Source organism: Rhodopseudomonas palustris, from assembly GCF_003591005.1.
In the GTDB taxonomy this organism is placed as follows: domain Bacteria; phylum Pseudomonadota; class Alphaproteobacteria; order Rhizobiales; family Xanthobacteraceae; genus Rhodopseudomonas; species Rhodopseudomonas palustris_K.
The window spans coordinates 27,971-51,873 of sequence record NZ_QYYD01000026.1 but is presented as its reverse complement, the minus strand read 5'-3'; the positions used below and the strand labels follow the sequence as shown (position 1 = coordinate 51,873).

Below are 23,903 nucleotides of genomic sequence, written 5' to 3'. Positions count from 1 at the left end.
CGGCGCGAGGGGATAAGTCGTCTGTGACGAAGTCACCGGGCCGAGAAATTCAATGCCCGGCGGCAGCGCGCAGCGGCGCGGCGTTGCGCAGCTCGACCCGGCCGCGGCCCAGGCTGACCCAACCGCGGCGCTCGAACGTCTTGAGCTGGCGGCTGACGACCTCGCGGGCGCTACCGATCTCGGCGGCGAGTTGCTGATGGGTGATCGACAATTCGCGGCCGCCGCCGGCCAGCGTCAGCAATCGTGCCGCCAGCCGCGATTCGATCGACGCGAAGGCGACGTTCTGGATCACCGTCATCAGATCGGCCATCCGCGCCGCCTGGGCGCCGAACACGAAGCTGCGGAATTGCGCCGAACGCGCCATCAGATCATTGAAGGTCGCGGCCGGCAGCGCCATCGCGTGCACGGGCGTCTCGGTGATGGCGAAGGCGCTGTAGGCGTCGGAGGCGAGCAGCGCCAACGTCGTGAGGATGCAGATGCTGCCGGGGCCGAGCCGGTACAGCACGATCTCGTTGCCGTCGGCATCGAGCTGATACACGCGGACGCCGCCATCGATCACCAGGACGAAGGCGTTACACGGCTCGCCTGGCGCATACACCGTCGTGCCGGCCGGCGCGTTCATCGCCATCGCGCCGGCGGCGAGCGGCGCGCGTTCGCCCTCCGGCATCGTGGCCAGTGCGGGAAATTGCTTCAACCAGTCGAGATCCGGCACAGGGCGTCCATCCACAGCGGGTCGGAGCGATCGTATGATCGACGCACGGCTTCGTCCAATTGATCGGCATCAATGCCCGCGGCGCCGAACCGCCGCTGCTGCGCCCGGCGTGGGTGCTGTGCTAGATCGACACTCCCGATGAACAGGAATGGACAGACGATGGCTCTCGGACTGGGCAATAAGCTGCAGAACTGGCTCGACGGCCACGGCCTCGGCGCCATTATCGGTGCGGTGCTGGCGGTGATCGTGACGCTGGCGCTGATCCTGGTCGTCGGAGGCTATTGGCTGGTGATGCCGTGACCAGCGCCGCTTTGGCGGCGCTGAAGGTCCATGGCGGGCGCGTCGATCTCGCCGCCTTGGCCTATCCGGACGCGCCGCGGCCGTGGATCGACTTGTCGACGGGCATCAACCCCGTTCCCTACCCGATCCCGCCGCTGCCGCCCGAGTGCTTCTCACGGCTGCCGCTCGCCGCCGAACTCGATCAGCTCTGTGCCGCCGCGGCGGCAGCTTATGGCCTGCCGCGCGGCGCCGTGCTGCTGCCTGCGCCGGGCAGCGAAATTGCCATCCGGCTGGCACCGCGAGTCCTCGCAGCGCACGGCGTCAAGGTCGGCATCCTGACGCCCACCTACAGCTCGCACGCCGCCGCGTGGCGCGCAGCGGGCGCGCAGGTGCACGAACTCGCCGCCCTGCCCGACGCCCGCGCTGGGCTTGCGGCGCTGGTGATCGTCAACCCGAACAACCCCGACGGCCGCGCCTTTGACGCCGCGGCTTTGAGCGCGTTCGCGCAGCGCTGGTGCGCGGCCGGCAAGCAGCTGGTGGTGGATGAGGCCTTTGCCGACGTTCGGCCGAAGCTGTCGCTACTCCACGAGCCGGCGCTGCCGCGCGGCGTGGTGGTGCTGCGTTCGCTCGGCAAGTTCTTTGGCCTGGCGGGGCTGCGGCTCGGCTTCGTCGCGGTCGATGCGCGGGACGCCGGACCGTGGCGCGACCTGCTCGGCGACTGGGCCGCCTCCGGCCCCGCCTGCGCGATCGCGACACGGGCGCTGCGGGACGACAGTTGGATTACGACCACGGGCCGGCGCCTGGCAGCGGACCGCCTGCGATTGGATGCAACCCTGGCCACCGCCGGCCTGACCGCGTGCGGCGGCACCGATTTATTCGGGCTATATGAAGATCGCGACGGCCGCGACCTGGTCGACGCCTTCGCCCGCGCCGGCATCTTGATCCGCGGCTTTTCCCACAGCCCGCAGCGCTATCGCTTCGGCCTGCCGGTCGATGAAGCCGCATGGCGGCGGCTGGCGCAGGCTTGCGCGATGCTGATAACAGCGCCGACCGCTAGCGAAGCCGCAGTTTAACCCACGGCCTCTCACCATCGTCATGCCCGGGCCTGTCCCGGGCATCCACGCCTGACGGCGCTGATATCAAAAAGGCGTGGATGGCCGGGACAAGCCCGACCATGACGGGAAGAGGTTGTGCCTAGCGGCCAGCCGACTGACGAGCAGCAGAGGCACTTAAGCCGCGCGGCGCATCGAGGGCTTGCGGAGCGGCGGAGCCGGGGCCCTGGCGACGGCGCGGGAGGCGCGGCGGTCAAAGGCGTCGCCCATCGTTAGCAGCACGAGGCCCGAGAGGCCGGCGGCTGAGCCGAGCAGGCCGAGCGTGATCACCAGCGGATAGCCGATCAGATAAATCGCGCCGAACAGCAGCACCGCCATGTTGAAGGCGAAGAAGTACTTCGCCTCCGGAGTGCCGTGCACCGCATCCTTGGTCAGCCAGCCGATCACCGGCACATAGTAGAACGCTCGGACCAGGGCTTTCACATCTCTCTCCCGTGCTGTCGCGGCCGGACCTGGGCGGCGCAATCGCTACCGCCTTGCAGTCCGAATTGATCAGTTATCAATCCGCCGCAGCGCAGCAATTGTCAACGCAGAGCGGGATACCTCCGTATTCATCCGGAGGTCAAAAGCCGAACGCCAACAGAGACTTAATGCTCGTAGCCTGAGTCAACTACTGGGACCGTGGAGGCGCTTGTCCATGCTGACTAAAGCGTAGCCGCCGCAGTGAAGGCGCCGGCACATGACTGTCATCCCCGCTCGCCAGCCGCCCGGCGCTTCGTCGCGATCTGCTCGGCCTCCTGCGTCAGCAGCCGCCGGTCGGGCTTGTTGGTGGCCGACAGCGGAATAGCCGCGCGGAATTCGACAAAGCGCGGATGCGCAAAGGCCGGACCATTGGCGATCGTGAAGGCTTTCACCGCGGCCTCGTCGACATCTCTGCCGGCCTGCTTCACCACGAAGGCGAACGGCAGCGTGCCCTTGATGTCGTCGGGTACCGGGACGACCGCGGCCTGATGGACCCCAGGCATCCGCTCGATCAGCTTCTCGACCTCGCCGGGCCAGACGTTCTCGCCGCCGACCACGAACATGTCGTCGGCGCGGCCGACGAAGTGGAAGAAGCCGTTGGCGTCGCGGCGCATAATGTCGCCGGAGCGATACCAGCCGTCGTGCATCACCTCGGCGGTCTTGTCCGGCCGGTTATTGTAGCCCTCCATCAGCATCGGGCTTTTCATGTAGAGCACACCCTCGTCGGGCGACGCCCCCTCTCGTAGTTCAACCTGCGCCCCGGCGATCGGATAGCCGAGCGCGACGTCAGGCCGCTCAACTCCGTCCGGGTGTGGGCCGAACACGCCGGGACCAGCCTCCGTGGTGCCGTAGGCATTGTTGATCGCAGCGCCCGGAAACAGGCTTCGAACCTTGTCGACCAGCGCCGCCGTCAGCGGGGCCGAGCCCATCGTGACGTTTTTGACCGACGAAAAGTCGAGCGTGCCGAGCAGGTCGTGCTCGCGCGCCAGCATCGCCAGCATGGTCGGCACAGAGGTCAGCCAGGTGACGCGGTAGCGGCTGATGGCTTCGGCATAACGCTTCGCGTCGAACGCCGGCAGCAACACGAACGACGCGCCGACCATCAGCGCCATCTTGACGCTGATGGTCGCGTTCATGTGGAACATCGGCGCCGCCACGATGTAGCGATGCTGCGAGCGGTCCTCGCCGAATGTGCCGGCCTCCATGAACCAGCGCTGCGAGGCGTGCGACAGCAGCACGCCTTTCGGCAATCCAGTCGAACCCGAGGTATAGAGGATCATCGCCAGTTCGCGCCCCTGCGGCTCGAACGCGGCGAACGCTCCAGGATCGAGTAGCGCGGCGTAGCCATCCGGCGCTTCGAAATCGATCCCCAGCACTCCGTGCGGGACCAGCGCGGCGCGCTCGGCATCGTGGAACACCGCGCGCAAGTCGGCGTCCTTGACGATGTAGTCCACAGTCTCGCGCGCCAGCTTGAAGGAGATCGGCACCGCCACCATGCCGGCCCGCATGATGCCGAGATAGGCGGCGATCAGCGGCGCCGAGTTGAGCGCCATGATGCCGACGCGGTCGCCCGGCTTCAGTCCCTTACGCAATAGACCACGTGCCACCGCATCACAGGCAGCATCGAGCGCTGCATAGGTCACCTCTGCCGGCTGCTCCCACCGGCTGAGATCGACAATCGCGACCTTGTCGGGATCGCGCGACGGATCGAAGCAGCAGCCGAGATTGCGGGACGGCGAGGACATGGGGAAACTCCGGGTAACTATCCAAACATGTAGTCAGCGCACGTCATGGCCGGGCTTGTCCCGGCCATGACGTGGAGAGGTGGGCGCGAAGACCGAGGCGCCAACCTCGCTGCAGAGAGTGAGACGTGGATGGCCGGGTCAAGCCCGGCCATCACGCATTGAGAGGTGCGTGCGCGTGCCGGGCCTTTAAACGTGCGGACGCACGCCACGGCAGGACCGCCGTTTACTTCTTCACCAGCGGACAGGCGCTTTCCGATAGCGGGCGGAAGGCCTTGTCGCCCGGGATGGTCTCGAGGATGGTGTAGAAGTCCCACGGGCCCTTGGAGTCGGCCGGCTTCTTCACTTCCGCCAGATACATATCGTGCACCATGCGGCCGTCGATGCGGATCCTGCCGCCTTTGGCGAAGAAATCGTCGACCGGCATCTCGCGCATCTTGGCCATCACGGTCTGGGCATCGAGCGTACCGGCGGCGGCGACGGCCTTAAGATAGTGCATGGTCGACGAGTAGTCGCCGGCCTGGGTCGAGGTCGGCATCTTGCCGAACTTGTCCATGAAGCGCTTGGCGAAGGCCCGGGTGTCGTCGTTCAAATCCCAGTACCAGGCTTCGGTGAGCAGCAGTCCCTGCGCGGCCTGCAGGCCGAGCGCCTTGGTGTCGTTGAGATTGATTGCGAGCCCGACCACCTGCTGCTTGCCGTCGCGGCCGATACCGAACTCGGCGGCCGACTTGATGGCGTTGATGGTGTCGGCGCCGCCATTGGCGAGCGCGATAACGTCCGAGCTCGAGCTCTGCGCCTGCAGCAGGAAGGAAGAGAAGTCGGACGTGTTGATCGGGTGCTTGATGTCCGCGACGATCGTCCCACCGGCAGCTTCGACGAAGCGCCGGCTGTCGTTGGCGAGCTGGTGACCATAAGCGAAGTCGGCTTGCAGGATCGCCCACTTTTTCTTGCCGCGGCTGACGACGGCGTTGGCGGTGCCGCGCGCCAGCGCATAGGTGTCCCAGGTGTAGTGGATGCTGTTCGGCGTGCACTTCTCGTTGGTGATCACCGACGTCGAGGCGCCGTTGACGATCGCAATCCGATCCTTCGCTTTGGTCAGCTCCATGACGCCGAGCGCGACCGAGGAGTTCATCAGGTCCGCGAGCATCACGACGTTCTTCTCGTCGATCCAGCCTCGTGCCAGCGATAGCCCGATATCGGCTTTGTTCTGGTGGTCGGCCGACAACACCTCGATCGGACGGCCGAGCACCTTACCGCCGAAATCCTCGACCGCCATGTTCACCGCAACGACGGCGCCGGGGCCTGAAATGTCGGCGAACAAGCCCGACATGTCGGTGAGGACGCCGATCCGGATCGGCGAATTATCGGCCTGCTGCGCCGAGGCGCTGCCGGAGAAGCCGGCAAGCCCGAGCGCCGCTCCAAGGGCCAACGCGGCAGCACGCCTTGTGATCATCCGTTCAGCTCGTATCATCTTGTTTTCCAATCCTCCGAACTTTCGCATGTTCCAGCCGGACGCCGCGTTGATAGGGCCGGTCAAGAGCACGATCTCGTGCAGATCGGCTCACATTCAGTCAAGCTCATGATCCCTCACTACGATGATCGCCACACGGAATATCAATGCGGCGAAATCGCTGAGGCGGCATTGTGTCACGATTTCACCAGAGCATGGTGCCACGGAGCGTCGATCAGCCTGAGTTGAGCCCGAGGAGCGGCCCTCATCCGCGACCTTCGACAACCGCGCCGGAACGTGTCTATAAAGAACCGCAACCATCCATGCAGGGTGGACCAACGCGATGATCACATCGGGAGGACGATACGATGCAAGTGGCTTATGTGCCCCGCCAGACCCCCTACACGCTGTCGCCGGAAGACGAACTGAATGACCTGCGGATGTCGGAAAAGGTCCGGCCGCTGTACGACCACGTCAAGAAGTTCATCGCCGAGACGGTCGAGCCGATGCAGCATGAGTTCGAGATCGCGGAAGCGAAGAATCCGAACCGCTGGTCGTTCTCGCAGGAGCAGCTCGATCTGCTCGGCAAGGCCAAGGCGAAGGCCAAGGAAGAAGGCCTGTGGAACTTCTTCCTGCCCGACGCCGAAACCGGCGAAGGCCTGAACAATCTCGACTACGCCTATATCGCAATCGAACTCGGCAAGGCGCCGCTCGCCTCCGAAGTGATGAACTGCTCGGCGCCCGACACCGGCAACATGGAAGTGCTGGAGCGCGTCGGCACGCCGGCCCAGAAGGAAAAGTGGCTGAAGCCGCTGCTCAACGGCGAGATCCGCTCGGCCTATGTGATGACCGAACCGAACGTCGCATCCTCCGACGCCAAGAACGTCTCGACCTCGGCCGTGCTCGACGGCAACGAGTGGGTGATCAACGGCGAGAAGTACTACATCTCCGGCCTCGGCGACCCGCGCTGCAAGATCATGATCGTCATGGTCAAGACCGATCCGACCGCCGCGCCCAGCAAACAGCAGTCGCAGATCCTGGTGCCCGTCGACACCCCCGGCGTCGAAGTGATCGGCCCGATGCACGTGTTCGGCCACGATCACGCGCCGCGCGGCCACATGCACATGCGCTTCAACAATGTGCGGGTGCCGAAGGAGAACATCCTGCTCGGCGAAGGCCGCGGCTTCGAGATCTCGCAGCTCCGCCTCGGCCCGGGCCGCATCCATCACTGCATGCGCACCATCGGCAAGGCCGAGAAGGCGCTCGACCTGATGGTGGCGCGCGGCCTCACCCGCGAAGCCTTCGGCAAGAAGATCGCGCATCTCGGCGGCAACATGCAGATCATCGCGCAGGCCCGCTGCGAGATCGAGGCGATGCGCCTAATGGTGCTGAAGGCCGCCAAGGCGATGGACGTGCTCGGCAACAAGGAAGCGCGCGTCTGGGTCAGCATGGTCAAGGCCATGGTGCCGGAGCGCGCCTGCAAGATCATCGACCAGGCGATTCAGATGCACGGAGCCACCGGCATCTCGCAGTGGACCCCGCTGGCCGAAATGTACACCGACGTCCGCCACCTCCGCTTCGCCGACGGCCCGGACGAAGTGCACTGGATGGTGGTCGGTCGTCACGAACTGACGCTGTAGAATCGACCGCCAACGGTTTGCTCCATCGCCTGGAGACGTTCTCTCGGTGGCGGTTGCATCGAACCACGACATGCCCGGCCTCGTGCCGGGCATTCACGTTACTGAAGGAATTGCGAACAAGGCTTGGATGGTCGGGACGCGTCCGGCGATGCAAGATCGCGTGAGCAAACTCAGCGATTTGCGAACTGGCTGAGAACTGCGACGCGCACCTTGAGCCAATGCTCTCCGGGTAGCGGCTCAGTACGATGGATACGGACTAGCGCTTGCAATGTTCGGGCTGGCGATGGCGGCCCTCCGCGCATCCCAGCCCGAACGTCATTGTTGCGGCGCCCCGGGCTTAGCGGCCGGCTGGCTCCCTTTCGCCAGATCCCGCAAGCGTTTGCGTGCGGTCTCGTTGCCCGCGCTGGCAGCCAGCTGATACAGGCTCAACACATCGCCTGGAATATCCTTCGCGCCGCGACGCGCGAGCTCGGCGTCGGCCAACGCCACCTGGGCTTGCGGAATCTTTGCATCGGCCGCCTTCTTGAGCCAGACCAGCGCTCCGGCTGGGTCCGCAGCGCAGCCGACGCCTTTCTGCATCATCACGGCCACGTTGTATTGGGCGATCGGGTGACCCAGCTTGGCTGCACGTTCGTAGTAGCCGAACCCCTTTTCGACTTCCGATTTCCCGTCTTCACGGCGGCAGAACAGCACCCCGAGTTGGAAGAATGCCGTCGCCTTGATTTGCGCCGTGCCTGCGTTGGCCGCCTGCTGGAGGGCCGCTTCGGCCGCTTTGGAGTCGAAGAATTCCGAGCCTTCGCTCATCAGGCATATGCCTTTGGCGAGAAACCCTTCGGGGTGCCCGAGTTCTCCTGCTTCACCGTACAGCCGCAGCGCTTTGCCAATGTCGGATGGCGCCGCTGCGCCCTTCGTCAACAACTGGGCAAGCCGCAATTTTGCCGGACCATGTCCGCTCTCGGCAAGCCGATCGAGGAGATCGCGCGCTCTTGCCTCCTTGCCGCCCAGGACAAGCACCTCCGCCACGGCGAGGACCGATTTTGCATCGCCCGGAGCAGCGGCCCTCTCGAGCCACTTGGCGGCCTCATCCTGATCGATGGGCGCGTCTTTGCCGGTGAAGTACAAGCGCCCGAGTTCGAGCTGCGCCTGACCGATCCCGGCCTCCGCCGCCTTGCGCAGCCAAAGGGTTGCCCGCTGCAGATCAGGTTCAACGCCGCGGCCATTCAGCAGCGACTGGGCGATCTGGTGCGCCGCCGTCGGATGTCCGCCCTCCGCGGCCTTCTCAAACCACTTCGCTGCCAGACGCTGGTTGGGGGGCACCCCAGTTCCATTTGCATAGAATCGGCCGAGAACAAACTGTGACGTGGCGTCCCCTTTCTCCGCAGCCAGAGAGTACCATTCGGCCGCTTCCGTCAGGTTCGGCTCGGCACCAAGTCCTCGGGAGTAGAGCTCTCCAAGTTTGATCATCGACGGAAGATGCCCGCGCCGTCCCGCCTTTCGCAGGCAGGTCTCTGCCTTGGAAATAGACTTCGGGACGCCAGACCCCTCGAGATACATCTCGGCAAGGCTGAACAACGCATTCACGTCGGAGTGGCGGGCCGCCTCCTGGAAGTATCTTCCCGCCGCGACGAGATCTCTGGCAACACCCTCACCGTTTCGGTGCAGATAGCCGAGCGCCGTTTGGGCACGGACATGACCATTTGCGGCAGCTTGCTTGTACCACTCCGCCGCGATCGCGGCGTCCTTCTCGACGCCGAGTCCCTGGTAGAAGATGTCGCCAAGCCCGAACGCAGCACTGGCCGCGCCCTGTTCGGCCGCTCTCTCGTACCAAGCCCGAGCCGCCTCAAGATCGACATCGCAGCCACGCCCCGCCCGCAGAAGGTCTCCCAACATGGCCTGTGCATCTCGCAAACCGGCCGCGGCGGCCTTGCCGATCCAGGCGAAGCCGGTTTCCGGTGCTTTGTCGAGATACTGTCCGGCGGGAAACACGGTGGCCGTCGCGGACGACTTGCTTTTCGGCGTGCCGTCATCCGATTGCGCAACGGCACGCGCGGCCCCGAAGCCCTGCATCAGGATCTTGCCGAGCTCGAATTGCGAGACGGCATCGCCGCCATGGGCGGCTTTCTCGTACCAAGACACTGCGTCGGGGACCGATCGTGCGACCCCCTTCCCTTCGTGATAGAGCTTGGCAATCAGAGCTGTGGCTTCGATCGAACCCTTTTCGGCAGCTTCTCGCCACTCATAAAAGGCCTCGACGTGCGCCCCACGTTCGAAAGCCGCCTGGCCACGCTCGACGAGGACCGCCGGCCGCAGCAAGCGCGCCCGAACGCGCGCGACGCGTTCCTGCAATCGTCGAACCGACACCCTCATTGCGGTTCGCGCATCGCCTGGCCAAGCCCGCGCATCATATCGCCGATCACATACATGGCGACCGATCGCTTGCCGACATTGATGTGGGCCGACAGTGTCATTCCGGGAATGAGTTTGAAGTTCGCCGGCACGTTGCGGAAGTTCATGGCATCGACGGAACAACGCGCCTTGTAGTAAGCATCAACCGGCTGGCCGTTGTCGTCCGTCGTGAAGGCGCCTCCGCTGATCCAACGCAGCTTGCCCTCCGCTGTCCCGTGCTCGATGTAGCGGAAAGCGTCGATCTTCAGGGTGCAACTGTCACCTGGCCTGACAAAGCCGACATCACGAGAGAGGATCTTGATTTCAGCATCGAGCTTGGTGCGCAGCGGCATCATCGTGATCAGCGCATCGCCTTGTTTCAGCACCGAGCCTACCGACAATTTTGCAAGAGTGAGTACCACCGACGGCTCGTCGGCGGTCAACCTCACCAGATCCTGATTCCGCAACGCTTTTTCATATGAAGCGCTTGCCGTGTCGAGCAGGCTTTGCGTGCTCACCAGGTCTTCGCTCAGCTTGCTGCGCCATTGTTCGATGAATGCGCGTCGGTCGGCCTCGAGCGACTTGAGCTGGTTCTCGGCCTCGATCAGGCTGTTGTGGGTGAAATCGATCTGTCTCTGAATTTCCAGGCGCGCATCTTGTGAAAGGTAGAGATTCAATTTCGAGCCGCTGCCGCTTTCGGCCAGCGACGACCGCATGTCCTCGATCTTCTTCAGCACGTCGTCCCGCTGCGTGTAGCGCTGATCCTCCTTCCGCAGCTTGTCGATCGTGGCCTGCATTTGCCCGATCTTCGAATCGAAGCTCGCCACCTGCGCGGCGTATTGCGCGTTTCGTTGATCGTACAACGCCTTTTGAACCGTGGCGTAGGCCGCGAAGTCGGGATCATCCTGCCGTGGAAACTCCAGCGGGCCGCCACTCAGTTCGGCTTTGTCCCGAGTGAGTTGCGCCTGCAAGCTTGCGACCTGCTTCTTGAATTGAAGCAGGTCGGCGGAGGTGAAGGTCGAGTCCAGCGTCGCAAGCAACTGCCCACCCTTGACCTCTTCACCCTCCCTCACATTGATCGACTTGATGATCGACGGATTGAGCGCCTGCACGACGCTGATCGACTGGTCGACCGGAACGATGGTGCCGCCGGCGCTCGAAACCACCCGATCGAGCGACGTCAGAAACAGTATCGCAATCGTTGCGACCAGCAGAGAGAACAACACCCACAAGGTCGCGCGGGCAATCAGCGGTTCCGGTGCTTCGCGGATCGAGTCCGTTTCGGACTGAAACTGCCGGACAGTAGCTGCGGCAGCGGAAGGGCTACGAGACAAGGGCGGGTCCTCCGCTGCTGCTGCGCGTCCGCGTCGGACTGCTGATCGCGTGGCTGTTCTGCTGATGCCAGAGGCCAGAGTAGATGTCGTTTCGCGCCAGCAACTCGTCGTGACGCCCGATGTCGTCGATCGCGCCTCGATTGAGCACCAGAATGGCGTCGGCTTTCACCAGCGACGACAGCCGATGCGAGATGATGATCAACGTCCGGCCGCTCGCAATGCGGGAGATGTTCGCGTTCACGATCGCCTCGCTTTCGGCATCGAGCGCGCTGGTCGCCTCGTCCAAAATGAGGATGGGAGGATCGACGATCAGCGCCCGGGCGATGGCGATACGCTGACGCTGGCCCCCGGACAAGTTGGGCGATCCTTCGAAAATGTAGGTCTCGTAGCCTCGTGGCAGCTTGTCGATGAACTCTTCGGCGCCCGCCAGACGGGCCGCGTTGACAACCTCGTCGAAGGTGGCGTCCGGCTTGGCCGCTGCGATGTTGTCCCGAATGGTCCCGGTGAACAGGAAGTTTTCCTGCAAAACCACGCCGACGTTTCGGCGGAGATGATCGACGTCGTATTCGCGGACGTCGATGCCGTCGATCTTGATCAATCCGCTGTAGTCGGAGTGCAGACGCTGGATCAACCGGGTGATCGTGGTCTTGCCCGATCCGCTCTTCCCCATCACCCCCATGGTGGTTCCGGTCGGAATCTCGAACGAGACATCGTTCAGCGCCGGTGAGACCGCGCCCTTGTACTTGAAGACGACGTTGGAAAATTCGACATGGCCGCTCAGAGGCGTGCGAACACCATGCCCGGAGCGCCCTTCTTCGGGCGGCTGATTGACGAGCTTACCGACGATGCCGAGCGCGGAACGCGCTTCGTCCAGCTGGTTGACGAGTTGCGCCATCTGCATCAACGGAGCCGCAACACGATGCGACAGCAACAAGAAGGCGAACAGGGCGCCGACATACCAGGTGTCCGTTGTCGAAATCGCCATGTAGACGCCCACGGCGAGTGATCCGCTGACCGCCAGCCGCTCCAGTGGGCGAACCACGGACTGGATCGAGACAGCCGCTAGCCCTTCCGCAAGCCTGGCCCGCGCAACGCGGGCGACATGCACGTCCCACATGTGCTTCTGCCGGGAGTCCAGGGCCAGCGACTTGATCGTTCGGATGCCATTGAGGCTCTGTACCATGAAGGCGCCTTGAGCACCTTCCGCCGCGATCACAGCCGAGGACCGCTTTCGATAGTACGGCAGCATCACGATCAGCCAGATCACGATCAACCCGACAAATCCCAGAACGATGAACGTCATCAGGGGACTGAAGAAGAACATCACCGGGATGAAGAAGATCAGGGTGGTCGAGTCGAGAAGGGCGCCGAACAGTTGTCCGACCAGGAACGAACGAATGCGGAAGACCTCCCGCATGTCTCGCGCGACCAGACCGACTTGCGTTCGCTCGAAGAAATCGATCGGAAGACTGAGCACTTTCTCGAAGATGTAGGTCGACAGCTTGACGTCTATCCGGGCGGTCAGCTGGTGGACCAAAAATTGCCGCAGCACGAAGAACAAGGTCTCGAACACGATCGCGACTGCCATCGCAATGCAGAGAACCGCAAACGTACTGAAGGCCTGATAGAAGATGACCTTGTCCATCAGCAAGCGCCAGAACATGATCGGCGCAAGGCCCAGGAAGCCGAGCGCTAACGCTGCGATGGCGACGTCCCGAACGATCCGCCTCTCACGGAACACCAGCGCCGTGATCATCCCCAGGCTGAACGGCTGGGTTTCGTCGGAAATCTCGTAGTCCCGCTTGGCGAGCACGACCTCGCCGGTCCAAACCTGCTCGAACCGGATCCGGTCGATCACCAGCAGGGAGTCTTCCTCCAGGGTGGGGTCCTGCAGCACGACGCGCGGATTGTTCTCGTCGCCATCGAGGCGGAGCAGCACCATCTTGGTGCCGTCCTGCAGCGACACGATCAGGGGGAACGTCTTCGTCGCGCCTTGCAGATCATACCAATCGAGCTTGACGGCCTTGGACCGCATTCCCGAATTTTCGGCGCAACGGACGATCTGCGCGGCAGACACCTCGCTGCCGTCGAGCACATTATCGTGAATCAGCTGGGATACGGTGAGGTGGAGGCCGTGATGCTTGGCCACGATCACCAGAGCTTTCAGGCCGGACGAGAGCTGCTCGACTTCCAAACCAACGTCATCTTCTCGATCGAGCGCAACCGGCTTGGTCATCTGAATAGTTCCTCACCACTGCGAGCAGCCTAAAAAAACGTCATCTAACCAATAGATTACGTCGACGGTATTATAGCAGAATACTCCGCCCGCGGGAATGCCCTTGCAAATCGAGCGGCCGCGACAGGCATCGCGGTCGGTCAAAGAATGATCGCTGCGCGAGGATCAACGGTCCCGACCTGCACCAAAGCCGCGCTACTTAGCGCCCGCTCCTAACAGCGGGCGCCGCCGCCATCGGGCATGATCGCCGCCGAGCCTGCTACGACCTTGCGAACTACGCCCGCCCGGTCGCCGAGTCTTCCAGTTCGCGTCCGGCCGATGAGCCCGTTGCCTCGAAATCGAATTTGAGAGGGGCGAGCTCCTTGCTGATCGCCTCGGAGTCGGCCTCCGGCATCAGCGCCAGCGCCCGAAGTTCGAAATGGGCCGCCCGAACCAGAATCTTGTCGAACCCTGCCATCCTGAGCAGGTTCCCGAGCCGCTGCGCCGTAAAGCCGGTTCGGTGCGCCATGGCGAGCCGTCCATTTTCAATCGCCCGCGAATGCCCATACAGCATATCCAGCGGCCGGATCGGACCCGCGGGTGAATTATACGCGACCGTCGTCATACCCTTCTCGACGATGAACTTCGCCACGGCAGTGAGATCCGGGCACAGAATGATCGCAAATCCGGTCGGCCGCAGAATGTGATGGAAATGGCTCAAGGCTGGAAAGACCTCGTGGGCGTAGAGATGTTCCAGCACGTGCGACGACCAAACACCGTCGAACGAGTTCTCTCCGAAGAACGACGACAGATCGGAGATCGACCCCTGAACGTGCGGCTTGACCTCCGGATCGATATCGAAACGAACCTCTTCCCACCGGTCTCCTTCGATGAGCGGACTCAGCCGTTGAGCGGGTCCTGATCCAGATCCGACGTTCAGAATTTTCTTCATTTCAATTCTCGCATGGGACCAAGCGGAGGGCGTCTCCAAGCTACGCCTTGCCGCTCCGATTTCCGAGGGGTTCGAAACCCTATAACTGACTCGGCCGCGACACAGGCTAAAGTATGGTCGCGATATCGCGGTTCCACAACCGTAGACAGCCACGTCCGGGCAGGCGATGAAGCCGCAGCGGATCTATCAGCCCCAACCGTCGTGCCTCCGGGTCGATTCTCTGAGCCACCATCCGGGCCTATGCGCGAGCCGCCGTTGCTGTTCGCGATCACAATCTGAACGAACGCGAGCAATTACTGGGCGATCTTCAGCCAGGGATGGCGCCGCTCCAGCTCCGCCACAACCAGCGCTTTGTTCCTCGCGACGTCTGTCTGCGTCTTCAGCATCGACTGGCCATGGACCCGGTAGCGAGCCAACACCTCCGGGACCGCGACGCCGATCAACCCAAGCTCGACCAGCTTGCACCAGAAGTCATAGTCTTCCCACCCGTACTGAATGTGGTCGTACCCACCGACACCGCACCAGGCAGCCTTCCGCACCAGCGCCATGGCGTCGATGAAATTGCCGCCGACGAGGCGCTCGGCCAGGAATGGGCCCTGATTGAAGACGCCTTCGCTCTCTCCGAACATCGCGATCTCGGGAAACGCGAAGGCCCCGCGTGAGTGCCTCAACTTCTCAAGACACTTCGTCGCGCAATCCGGCAGCAATTCGTTGTCGGCATCGAGCGGCAGCACGAAAGCCGTCTCGGAATTCGCAAAGCCGACGTTGCGTGATCTCGCCAATCCGGAGTTCTCGTTGTTCTCGATCAGAAGGGTTCGGTTGAAACGCTTGGCGTTCTTTTCCAACCAGCTTGCGGCGACGGCTTGGGACTGGTCGGTCGATCGATCATCGACCACCACGAGATCGATCGGCCCGAGCGTCTGGCGGCCGACCGACTCGAGCGCATGCTCGATATAGCGGGCGTAATTGTACAGTGGGATGACCACCGTAACCTCTGCTTCCTTCAGCTCGTCGCGCTTGAACACAATCCTGTGGTCGGGAATCTCCGGTCGACGCGAGGCCATCTCGTCGCGCAGTCGAATTCCATGAGCAGGCCGCGACTGCTGCTTCAGATCCGCCCGATCCAGAATTTCACTGACCAGTTCGATGCGCCGCTCCGGTCCGTACTTCCAAAGCGCGTCATGAAAGGCATCGCGCGCCATCGCGGCGCGAAGCGCCTCGTCGTCGAGCAAGCGCGAGATCTTGGCGTACCATTCGTCTTCGGTCGCCGCCAGAAAGCCGGTGACCCCTTCGCGAATCGCAGACGCATACACGTTGGTCGGGCTCGCAATCGTCGGCACGGAAACCAAGGCGGCCTCGAAGTATTTCAGTTCGCTCTTCGCCTCACAGAACGTGTTGCCCGCCTCGAGCGGCACGATGTTGATGTCGAATCGCGCAATCTCTTCGGGCAGATCGGCGAGACCAACGGCCTCCCTCCATTCGATCCGGTCTTCCAGGCCGGACAGCTCCGGGAACTCGTGGGGCCGAACGATCGGATCTTGATTGACGCAGAACATCACCAGCCGCACGTCGTCACGCTCGCGCAGGATCCGCGACAGTGCGCCGACCGCGACCCCGAAATCGCGCTGATGCGTGCGCGTTCCAGCGGCGTAGCCGATGCGCAGCAGACCGTCGCCGGCTTGGGCACCCCGCAGGCGGACGCTGCGGCGCGATCGTTTCAGCGTGCCCTCGTCGAATCCGTTCGGCAGAACGACGGCTGGCTTCTGATAGCGGCGCATCCGTTCGGCCAGGTAGGACGTCGGAGCAACGCCGAAGTCGCACTCCAGGAACGCGTCACGCACTTGCCCGAAGTGCGAAACCACGGAGGCTTCCGAAATGCCTTGGCTGCGGATGCCGTCGATCGTTTCGACGCTGACGATCTCCGGCTCGATCATCAGATCGTCCACGTCGAACAGGATGCTCGCGTCACGCGCCCGCGCCTCGGCTGCCGCTCGAGCGAGTCTTTCGCTCGAACGCGCGCGCCAGACAAAAAGCACGTCCCCGGGCGGCGCGTCGACCAGATGGGCGTCGTCGGTCACGATTGTCGTTTTACAACCGAGCACCTCGGCAGCGCTGGCAAATCTCGCCACGCGGTACATGTGGCCCGGAGTTTCCGGCTCGCCGGAGTACAGCACGATGTGGCGGGCGCCGCTCGCCTCCGGTTTCCCGATCGCGAGGATATCGTTCGCTGTCCGCAGCAATTGGGGCCGTCCGCGCTTTCGCCGAGCCCAGCTTGCGGCACTTCGTAGCGGCGATGTCAGCCACCATGAGCTGCTGGAGAACACCTCATGGATCCGACCGGCTTCCATGGCCAGCCGATGCCTCGTATCGGCGAGCTCGGCGGCCTGCTTCGCCAGGCGTTCGGTCAGCTCGGCCTCCCGCTCGATCGATTCGGTCAGCTGCATCTGAAACTGCCGCTCATGCAATTGCAGTTCCTGCTGATGCAATTGCAGCTGCTGCTGATGCAACTGAAGCTGTTGCTGAGCGTCCTCCTCCAGCCGCTGTATCACCTGGTGCTGCTCGGCGATGGTGCGCTCGAACTTGCCCTTCTCTTGCTGGTACACGCTACGCTCGGATTGCAGAGCATACCGGTCGTTGATGACGCTGCCGAGATAAGCATAAACGGATCGGATGAGGTTTCGCTCCGTTTCGTCGGCTTCCAGCAGCGCGCGCATGCCGTCGGGCTGGTTCGGACCGACAGCGAGAACGCCCAATCCATGCCCGTGAAAGAACTCGAACGAAGGGTAGGCGGATGTGATTTCTTCCCAGAACCGGAAAACTCCAAAGTCCCGTTCTCTGACGTTGGTGTCGTGGAACAGCACCACGGCGCGATCGGAGAGCTTCGGCAACCAGGTGTTGAAGTCATGACGGACATCGTCGTAGAGGTGCCGCCCATCGATGTGCAGCAGATCAATGCTGCCATCGGCAAACTTGTCGACCGCTTCGTCGAAGGTCATTCGTAACAGCGTCGAGAAGCCGCGATAGTCCTGGTCGTGGGCCTGCTTGAGGGTCTGGAAGACCTCCTCCCCGTAAAACCCTGCGTGAAAATCTCCCTGCCAGGTATCGACCGCGAAAGCTCTCGCGCCGAGATTGAGCCCTTTGATCGCCTGGCAGAAGGTCAGATACGAGAAACCGAAATCAGTTCCCAGTTCGACGACCAGCCGCGGCGAAGTCGCCTCAACGAGCCAAAAACCGAAAGCTCCGTGCTCAAGCCAAGCGGAGACTGGAAGGTAGGCCGGCCGCCACGTCGATGTCTGCGAAATGAACGCAGGTCGCGCATTGCGGGTACGATCTAGATTCATCGACTGTCTTCCTTGGCGTCCTGCGCCCTTAATCGCTCTGTTGCTGTCGACGCTTGTAGCAGACCACACCGCAACTGCATCGTACTAATCAACCTTGTTCCGGGCGATCAGCAGCAACCGACTTCCGGACGAACGCAACGGCCGGGCCGATGTCCGAAAACGCTCCAACGTCGCCGGCTTGATTTTTCCACAACTCAAGGTTGATATCGCTATTCACTTCCTCAACGAGCCCCTATTCCTGACTCAGCAGAGCCTGAAATTGCGGCCAAGATCGGGTTTCAAAATCGAACCGATCGACCACCGTCTGCCGCGCAGCCTTGCGAAGCTTCTGGAAACTCTTTGGCTTCGAGAGCACCTCGATCGCGGTTTCAGCGAGCTGTTTCGGATCACCAAACTGAACCAGCAAACCATTGCGCCGGTCCTCGATCACTTCCTCGACAGGCGCAGTGCTGGATCCGATCACTACGCATTCCGACGCCATCGCTTCGAGCATCGACCACGACAGCACGAACGGATAGGTCAGATAGACGTGCGCCGACGAGATACTCAGCGCGTTCAGATAGTCTTCATAAGACACCCGACCGAGGAAGTGGACGCGATCCATGGGCAATTGATCCGCCACTTCGTCGAGGTAGATTTCCTTCCAGCGGCGGCCATCCGGAGGGGGGGCGCCATACGAGGTTCTGTCGCCGCCGATGATCACCACCTGTGCTTGCGGACGTGCGGACAGAATCTTTGGCAACGCCCTCATGAGGATGTGATATCCCCGATACGGCTCGAGATTGCGGGCCACGTAGGTAATGACCTCGTCGCGTGACGTCAGCGTTCTGCCGTTGTCGAGACGAAGTTCTGCTGCGCCATTCCTTCTGATCTTCGCGGTGTCGATGCCGTCGTGAATCACTTTGATCTTGGCTTGGAATTCAGCCGGGAATAACGACCGTTGCCACTCGGTCGGCGCGATCCCCGCCGTCGAAGCCACCAGCGAGATCAGCGTCGCAGCATTCTTCATTTCCAATCCGACCCGATTGGGAAGTCCGAACCGCACGGCCTGATGGTCGAAGCGAAAGTCGTTGTCCGACCGATAGAAATATTCAGAATAACAGTATAGCCGAGCCCGCGGAAAGACTTCCCTCAACGGAAGCACTTCACCCCATCCAGGATGACCAAATATCACATCGGGGACAAAGCCCTCGTCGCGAGCAGCGACCGCCGCATAGAGAACAGCCTCGGCGCGGCGACTCTCCAAATCGAACCGACGTGCGAAGGGATGCACATCTGCGATGCCGTCGGACGAAATCGAGTACTTCTTCATCTTCAGGCCGGAAATGCCGCGGGCGCGTACCGTGCCAATGCCGGCGAGAGAAAAGCCATCAAGTTCCTGCAAGCGTTCGATCAGCCTGAGATATTGCCCCGGAAGATTATTGTGAACAAAAAGCACGCTCGTCATCGGTTCTATCGAATTCTCACCTGGTCAAACTCGTCGAGCGATCACGATGCGACGGCGACTTCCACCATCCTCGGATGATGGAGACGCCTCGGTTCGAGATTTCGCGGCGGACATGCCAGTGCGGTGAATGGTGTTTCATCCAAAGCCAGCAAGGGATTGTAGTAAGGGTCGTCGAGAGCGTCGATCCAGCGCTCGCGCAGCCGTTGCAGTGACAATTTGAACTGCGGCGCCTCCGCATTTACGGCTCCGCGGGACGCCGACTCGAGATGTAGCAGGCGTGCATAAGGCGTCACGACAATGCGCTTTCCGAGCGCCCGCAGCTTGAGGCAATAGTCGACGTCGTTGTAGTCGATCGGAAAATAAGCCGAATCGAGACCTCCGACGGCGAAATAGTCGGCTGTTCGAGTTATCAGACAAGCCGCGGTGACCGCACTCGCCTGTCGCGCAACGCTCAGTAGATCGGAATAGCCCGGGTCTCCCCAAATTCGCTCGGTGCCGACGTGGACAGCGGATTGCTTGGGTCCCAGCACAATGCCCGCATGTTGCGTGACACCACTCGGCAGCGACAACAAGGCGCCGACAGCTCCGACATCAGGCTCGGACAGCCTGCCGATCATCTCCTCCAGCCAGTCGTCGTCGAGCGCGTAGATGTCATTGTTCAACAGACAAACTCGATCGCAATCGATTTGGCCAACCGCGCGGTTCATGATGTCGGCATAGTTGAAGTATCCGGGAACCCGGATCACCGACACGTCATCGGCCGCAATCCGGTCGAACAGCTGCAGCGTTTCGGCGTCGGTCGAATCGTTGTCGGCCACGACGACTTTGGCGCCGTTACGCTTCACGGCGCCGCGAATGCTCTCCAGACACTTACGCAATAGACGCGCCTGATTGCGCGTCGGAATGACGATCGCGGTCGTCCCCTGCTCGGGACGACGTGAGACGCGAACCGCCGGAAACATCGAGCCGCTGCCCGGCCGGAACTCGGCAGATACGTCGCGCTCTGAAAAATGCCGGATCCCGGCAGCGAGCAGCCTGGCGGCCTCCGCTTCGATGTCGAGCGCCGGCAAGATGCCGGCGCCGCCCGGCACGTGCACAACATCGACTTGCGTCGGGCCGATCACGAGCGCCAGGAGCAGATCGTAAACATTTGTGGCGGCATTCCGGCGAAGCAATTCGACTACGCGGGCGCGTGATGCAACAAACAAATGGGCGCAGTAGCCTTGCTCGACGAGCCGCTCATAATCGAAGGACGTCAACGCAATCAGCCTTTGGCTGCCATCTGAGGCGGCGACGATCAGATCGGCGTAGGCGAAGGCGGCGTCGGGCGCGTCGCGAAAGGCACCGACCAGGCGCTGCAGGCCGCTCTGCGCAAATGCCAGTCCCGATGTGACGAACACCACGCAATCCGCGTCGGCTTCACCGTCGAGGAAGTCGACAAAATCGCTGGAGAACTCCCCACGTAGATTCAATGAAACAACGCTCGCCGTCCAGCGCTCGGCCGTGTGCTGCAGACTCTGCAGGGTGGCCTCGCAATTGTTTTCGCCGAGGATGGCGACGATCGGACTGCTGTCTGCCTTTTCAACGAGCTTGCACTGCTCGTCGATGAGCGGATGGATCATACTATAAGAGGTGAATGGAAGGGAGCGGGGAAACAGCCGCCGAAACTGCTCGATTCGGAGCCGCTCCGCGCTGACGTCGGACAGCGTGTTGACCAGTTGTTCAAGCCTGTCGCCATACGCGACGAACCTGAGCGGACTTCCCTTCAGCTCGTTCCCGGCACCGTCGACGACGCGCAACGTTCGCGCTCGTCCGTCGGCAAAACGATGCGGGAGGTGAAAGTCGAATCGCGGAACGGCCAGCCCTTTTTCACGCCCCTCCTCCAAATTCGCCCATTGCAAGGCCTGCCCCTGATGGACGACGTGCCCGTCGAGCAATGCGGTCACCATCTGCCTGCTCCGCTTGGCGTCGGCAAGCCAGCCTGCAATCCGCAACTCTCCCAGCCACTTCACCTCGCCTGTGGCGGAATGAGTTTCGGGCTCGGAAAGCGCAATCGGGATCGCTTGACCCAGCGAGATTGCAGTATTCGCGATCCTGGCTTCAATGAACTCGAACCGGCCGAGCGTTTCAGGGGCGAAGTCGACCGAGAAGCCGTAACATCCATCGCCCTTCCCGGACGCGACGAGTTCGTCGCTGGGCATGGTGCAGCGAACCAGAGCCAGCGGCACCCCGTCGCCCAGGATATCCACCACATGGCGCAGCGTCAGATCGTCCTGATCGACCACGTACCCCGTGAATGATGTGGGACCGCTCTGTTCAAAGCGGACCAACAAGCCCGTCGCGGCTCCGCTCACGACGCGATCATGCAACATCGCTCGCCTCGCGACCGGCACCAACCAACCAAGATGATAATCGATCTGCCAACACAGCAGGCGGCATCGCAGTATCGAGGCGAAGGTCACCTGGCGGGACGCGTGGAGTGAATGGCCAGACAAAGCGCGCGGTCGGCAGACCAAGTCGGCACGCTTGTTGAAGTTTACTCCATCCGAATATCGGCTGAGGCAGGTAGATCAGCAGTCTTTGAAGCCGATAGATGTCAGTCAGCGCAGCGATTTCATCGGCACTCGTGGGACCGAGCACAAAGACATTGCCGAGCGTCATGAGACAATTGTCTTCGAGGGTACTGCCCAGCACGAAGAACTGAAGGTTCTGAACGCCGCTCAATCGCCGCATGACCTCCACGAACGATTTGAAGGTGGATGGACAATGCTCATTCAGAACCACGCCGCATCGGACGGTTGGGCTTTCCGAAAAGCTCACGCTGAATTGGGTGACGACTTTCAGATCCGGCTCGGTGTCGATTCGGTCCGATCTGATCCGCTTCTGCGCCAGGAGAGCTCGCGCCTCGTCATTTGGCGCGATGTAACGTCCGGACCCGGCAGGGGGTGAGCCGGCGGCTCGCGAAATCTTGCGGTCAGCGTGGCGTGACGACTTGCTGGGTCCTTCGATCCAGGTCCGTAGCTCCGCCGAGGCCTCATCTGCAATGAAGACGTCGGAGGGCTTGTCAAACATATTGAGACGCTGGATCACGTCGAGCATCAGGCGCGACGATCCGCAGAATTCGAAGCGAGCGATATCGAGATCCGAGATGTAAGCGACTAACGTGTCGATCTCGCCCGCGGAATCGAGATTGAACTGGAGCGATTGATAGCCGTCGCGCGGAGAGCGGATCGTCGCCGATCGCGCCGAAGCCGAGATGATGCAGGTCAGAATTGCCAGACCCTGCTGAACAAGGTCCTGCGCCCTTCGAGTAGCGATCTCGCCGGCGAGATCGTCGGGCGCCATCAGCAAACGGTCGAAACGTATCGTCCTCAGCAGCTCCTTCTCGATCTTCCCGCGAGATTCGCGAAGAGGATCGGATTTGGCGAACGCGACGCTTTCGTTGTTGTAGGCGGGAAACCTGTCCTTGAGCTTCTTGAGGTTGCGCATCACCAATGAGCGCTTCTCTCCCCCGAAGGAGCGTGACCCTGCGTGTCCGACATAGATCCAGGGCGCACAAACGTTGCGCAGCCCGTTTTCGCGAGCACGAAGGCAGAATTCCACATCCTCATAATATCCGCGATCGTACAGGTGAGGCATCCCTCCGACCGAATCGAGACAGCGCCGCGTCACGTAGAGGCAGAATCCAATGCCGTTGGGCAGATCCACGAGAACGTCGCGATTAACCTTCGCGGCTCGGTCGATGTCGGCTATCGCCTCCGACGTGCGGAGCTCGTTCACCTGAAACGGTTCGGGAAAGCTGGTGTACTCGCCATTGTTGGATAGCGGGGTGACGGTTCCGATATCGGGTGACGAACGACCGGCAATCGCCAGTTCGTCGAGCGCCCCCGCGGGCAACACAGTATCTGCATTCAGAACGAGAACGTCGCCACGCGGAACGATCGACAGCGCCCGGTTCACGGTGGCGGCGAAGCCGAGGTTCAGTTCGTTGTGCATCACCGTGAAGATCGGCTCTTCGGCACACTGGTGAAGCAGCTGCTGGATTTGCTCGTCCGGACTGGCATCATTTACCAGCACAGCTACCGTCCTTTTCGCCACCGCCAGCTGCGGACGAAGACTGTCAAGACAATCGCGCGTCGCCTCGAAGTCGTTGTAGATCGGGACGATCACCGTCAGGTCCGCATCGATCACCGAATCGGATGATCGAGGCCCCGCGATGGAGCGCTGTTGCTCGGTCGGGTAGCTGCTCACTTTGCAGAGAGAAATATCGTCGAACTCGATCGAGAGATGAAGAGGTCGGCGAGCGGCGTGAAGCGGAAAATGGATCCGGCCATAGTGGATGAAGATTTCTGCCCAATCGGGAGCCCGTTCAGAACGGACCGCCAGGGTTTCGTCGCTGTGGCCATCGCAAATCTTCAGACTGATCGAGTCAGCGCCGTCCCAGGTGACCCATCCGACGAATTCGTCCGCCACGATCTGTCCCGCTGCGACGATTTTGCTGCCTGCCTGTTTCAGCGCTTTCAAGGCCGGCGCCAGCGTTCGGTCCTGGTCGGGACATAGTCGAATCAATTGTTCGGCGGCCCGCACGCGTGTGGTGGTGTCCTCGCTCCACAACAGGAGGCGGGAATTCGTATGAATGTTCTCAGGGTCGAGTTCGAGTGCGAGATCGAGAGTCTCGGCCGCGGCGCCCGCGAAGCCTAATCGCGCAAGAATGTCCGCCTTGAGGCAGAGCAGATCGGCTCGCGCTACTCCAATTCTGCGAATTCGATCAATCAGGACAAGCGCCCGGCGCAGATCACCATTTTCATAAGCACGAACGCCCAAGCGCTCGA

General features: G+C 62.1%; 15 protein-coding genes. 3 read left to right on the top strand and 12 right to left on the bottom strand.

Annotated features, from left to right (window positions below; translation table 11 throughout):
• Positions 1 to 49 precede the first annotated feature (49 nt).
• Positions 50 to 667 carry a Crp/Fnr family transcriptional regulator gene (locus tag D4Q52_RS21410; protein ID WP_119858630.1) on the bottom strand — a complete coding sequence of 206 codons (618 nt, stop codon included), beginning with the start codon at positions 665 to 667 and terminating at the stop codon, positions 50 to 52.
• Between the two features lie 204 nt (positions 668 to 871).
• On the opposite strand from D4Q52_RS21410, the gene D4Q52_RS26570 reads away from it, so the two are divergent.
• Both D4Q52_RS26570 and cobD read left to right on the top strand, forming a co-directional pair.
• Complete coding sequence (locus tag D4Q52_RS26570; protein ID WP_182915400.1) at positions 872 to 1,012, top strand: hypothetical protein; 141 nt, start codon at positions 872 to 874, stop codon at positions 1,010 to 1,012.
• The gene (cobD, locus tag D4Q52_RS21405) at positions 1,009 to 2,064 is read left to right on the top strand and encodes a threonine-phosphate decarboxylase CobD (protein WP_119858601.1); all 1,056 of its coding nucleotides are present in this window, start codon (positions 1,009 to 1,011) and stop codon (positions 2,062 to 2,064) included. Before D4Q52_RS26570 ends, cobD begins: the two co-directional genes overlap by 4 nt.
• A gap of 156 nt (positions 2,065 to 2,220) precedes the next feature.
• Here the strand turns inward: cobD and D4Q52_RS21400 are convergent, their stop codons facing one another.
• From D4Q52_RS21400 to D4Q52_RS21390, 3 genes are all read right to left on the bottom strand, one after another.
• Entirely contained in the window at positions 2,221 to 2,526 is a 306-nt protein-coding gene (locus D4Q52_RS21400) for a hypothetical protein (RefSeq protein ID WP_119858600.1), read from the bottom strand.
• A 263-nt stretch (positions 2,527 to 2,789) separates the two neighbouring features.
• Entirely contained in the window at positions 2,790 to 4,310 is a 1,521-nt protein-coding gene (locus D4Q52_RS21395; protein ID WP_119858599.1) for a class I adenylate-forming enzyme family protein, read from the bottom strand.
• Between the two features lie 223 nt (positions 4,311 to 4,533).
• Complete coding sequence (locus D4Q52_RS21390) at positions 4,534 to 5,760, bottom strand: ABC transporter substrate-binding protein (RefSeq protein WP_234831278.1); 1,227 nt, start codon at positions 5,758 to 5,760, stop codon at positions 4,534 to 4,536.
• A gap of 365 nt (positions 5,761 to 6,125) precedes the next feature.
• On the opposite strand from D4Q52_RS21390, the gene D4Q52_RS21385 reads away from it, so the two are divergent.
• Positions 6,126 to 7,397: an acyl-CoA dehydrogenase family protein gene (locus D4Q52_RS21385; RefSeq protein WP_119858598.1), complete on the top strand. Its 1,272-nt coding sequence runs from the start codon at positions 6,126 to 6,128 to the stop codon at positions 7,395 to 7,397.
• A 315-nt stretch (positions 7,398 to 7,712) separates the two neighbouring features.
• Here D4Q52_RS21385 and D4Q52_RS21380 read toward each other — a convergent pair whose 3' ends face one another.
• The 8 genes from D4Q52_RS21380 to D4Q52_RS21345 form a co-directional block, all read right to left on the bottom strand.
• Positions 7,713 to 9,764, bottom strand: a complete 2,052-nt coding sequence (locus D4Q52_RS21380; RefSeq protein ID WP_119858597.1) for a tetratricopeptide repeat protein — start codon at positions 9,762 to 9,764, stop codon at positions 7,713 to 7,715.
• Positions 9,761 to 11,116: an HlyD family type I secretion periplasmic adaptor subunit gene (locus D4Q52_RS21375; protein ID WP_119858596.1), complete on the bottom strand. Its 1,356-nt coding sequence runs from the start codon at positions 11,114 to 11,116 to the stop codon at positions 9,761 to 9,763. The genes D4Q52_RS21380 and D4Q52_RS21375 overlap by 4 nt, the downstream gene beginning before the upstream one ends.
• Positions 11,106 to 13,352, bottom strand: coding sequence for a peptidase domain-containing ABC transporter (locus tag D4Q52_RS21370; protein WP_119858595.1), 2,247 nt, complete (start codon positions 13,350 to 13,352; stop codon positions 11,106 to 11,108). The genes D4Q52_RS21375 and D4Q52_RS21370 overlap by 11 nt, the downstream gene beginning before the upstream one ends.
• Positions 13,353 to 13,626: 274 nt before the next feature.
• On the bottom strand, positions 13,627 to 14,283 hold the full coding sequence (locus D4Q52_RS21365) for a class I SAM-dependent methyltransferase (protein WP_119858594.1): 657 nt from the start codon (positions 14,281 to 14,283) through the stop codon (positions 13,627 to 13,629).
• 293 nt (positions 14,284 to 14,576) lie between these two features.
• Positions 14,577 to 17,624 (bottom strand): class I SAM-dependent methyltransferase, encoded by a 3,048-nt coding sequence (locus tag D4Q52_RS21360; protein ID WP_119858593.1) that lies wholly within the window; start codon positions 17,622 to 17,624, stop codon positions 14,577 to 14,579.
• A gap of 232 nt (positions 17,625 to 17,856) precedes the next feature.
• Positions 17,857 to 19,071 (bottom strand): glycosyltransferase, encoded by a 1,215-nt coding sequence (locus D4Q52_RS21355; protein WP_119858592.1) that lies wholly within the window; start codon positions 19,069 to 19,071, stop codon positions 17,857 to 17,859.
• Positions 19,072 to 19,112: 41 nt separating this feature from the next.
• Complete coding sequence (locus D4Q52_RS21350) at positions 19,113 to 21,443, bottom strand: glycosyltransferase family 2 protein (RefSeq protein ID WP_147407840.1); 2,331 nt, start codon at positions 21,441 to 21,443, stop codon at positions 19,113 to 19,115.
• The gene (locus D4Q52_RS21345) at positions 21,433 to 23,895 is read right to left on the bottom strand and encodes a glycosyltransferase (protein ID WP_182915399.1); all 2,463 of its coding nucleotides are present in this window, start codon (positions 23,893 to 23,895) and stop codon (positions 21,433 to 21,435) included. Before D4Q52_RS21345 ends, D4Q52_RS21350 begins: the two co-directional genes overlap by 11 nt.
• Between the last annotated feature and the right edge of the window lie 8 nt (positions 23,896 to 23,903).

What these genes read in the sequence shown, in the direction of transcription:
- D4Q52_RS21355 (WP_119858592.1), bottom strand. Translation starts at nt 19,071, where the DNA reads ATGACGAGCGTGCTTTTTGTTCACAATAATCTTCCGGGGCAATATCTC.
- D4Q52_RS21370 (WP_119858595.1), bottom strand. Translation starts at nt 13,352, where the DNA reads ATGACCAAGCCGGTTGCGCTCGATCGAGAAGATGACGTTGGTTTGGAA.
- D4Q52_RS21380 (WP_119858597.1), bottom strand. Translation starts at nt 9,764, where the DNA reads ATGAGGGTGTCGGTTCGACGATTGCAGGAACGCGTCGCGCGCGTTCGG.
- D4Q52_RS21390 (WP_234831278.1), bottom strand. Translation starts at nt 5,760, where the DNA reads ATGATCACAAGGCGTGCTGCCGCGTTGGCCCTTGGAGCGGCGCTCGGG.
- D4Q52_RS21350 (WP_147407840.1), bottom strand. Translation starts at nt 21,443, where the DNA reads ATGTTGCATGATCGCGTCGTGAGCGGAGCCGCGACGGGCTTGTTGGTC.
- D4Q52_RS21385 (WP_119858598.1), top strand. Translation starts at nt 6,126, where the DNA reads ATGCAAGTGGCTTATGTGCCCCGCCAGACCCCCTACACGCTGTCGCCG.
- D4Q52_RS21410 (WP_119858630.1), bottom strand. Translation starts at nt 667, where the DNA reads ATGCCGGAGGGCGAACGCGCGCCGCTCGCCGCCGGCGCGATGGCGATG.
- D4Q52_RS26570 (WP_182915400.1), top strand. Translation starts at nt 872, where the DNA reads ATGGCTCTCGGACTGGGCAATAAGCTGCAGAACTGGCTCGACGGCCAC.
- D4Q52_RS21360 (WP_119858593.1), bottom strand. Translation starts at nt 17,624, where the DNA reads ATGAATCTAGATCGTACCCGCAATGCGCGACCTGCGTTCATTTCGCAG.
- D4Q52_RS21365 (WP_119858594.1), bottom strand. Translation starts at nt 14,283, where the DNA reads ATGAAGAAAATTCTGAACGTCGGATCTGGATCAGGACCCGCTCAACGG.
- D4Q52_RS21395 (WP_119858599.1), bottom strand. Translation starts at nt 4,310, where the DNA reads ATGTCCTCGCCGTCCCGCAATCTCGGCTGCTGCTTCGATCCGTCGCGC.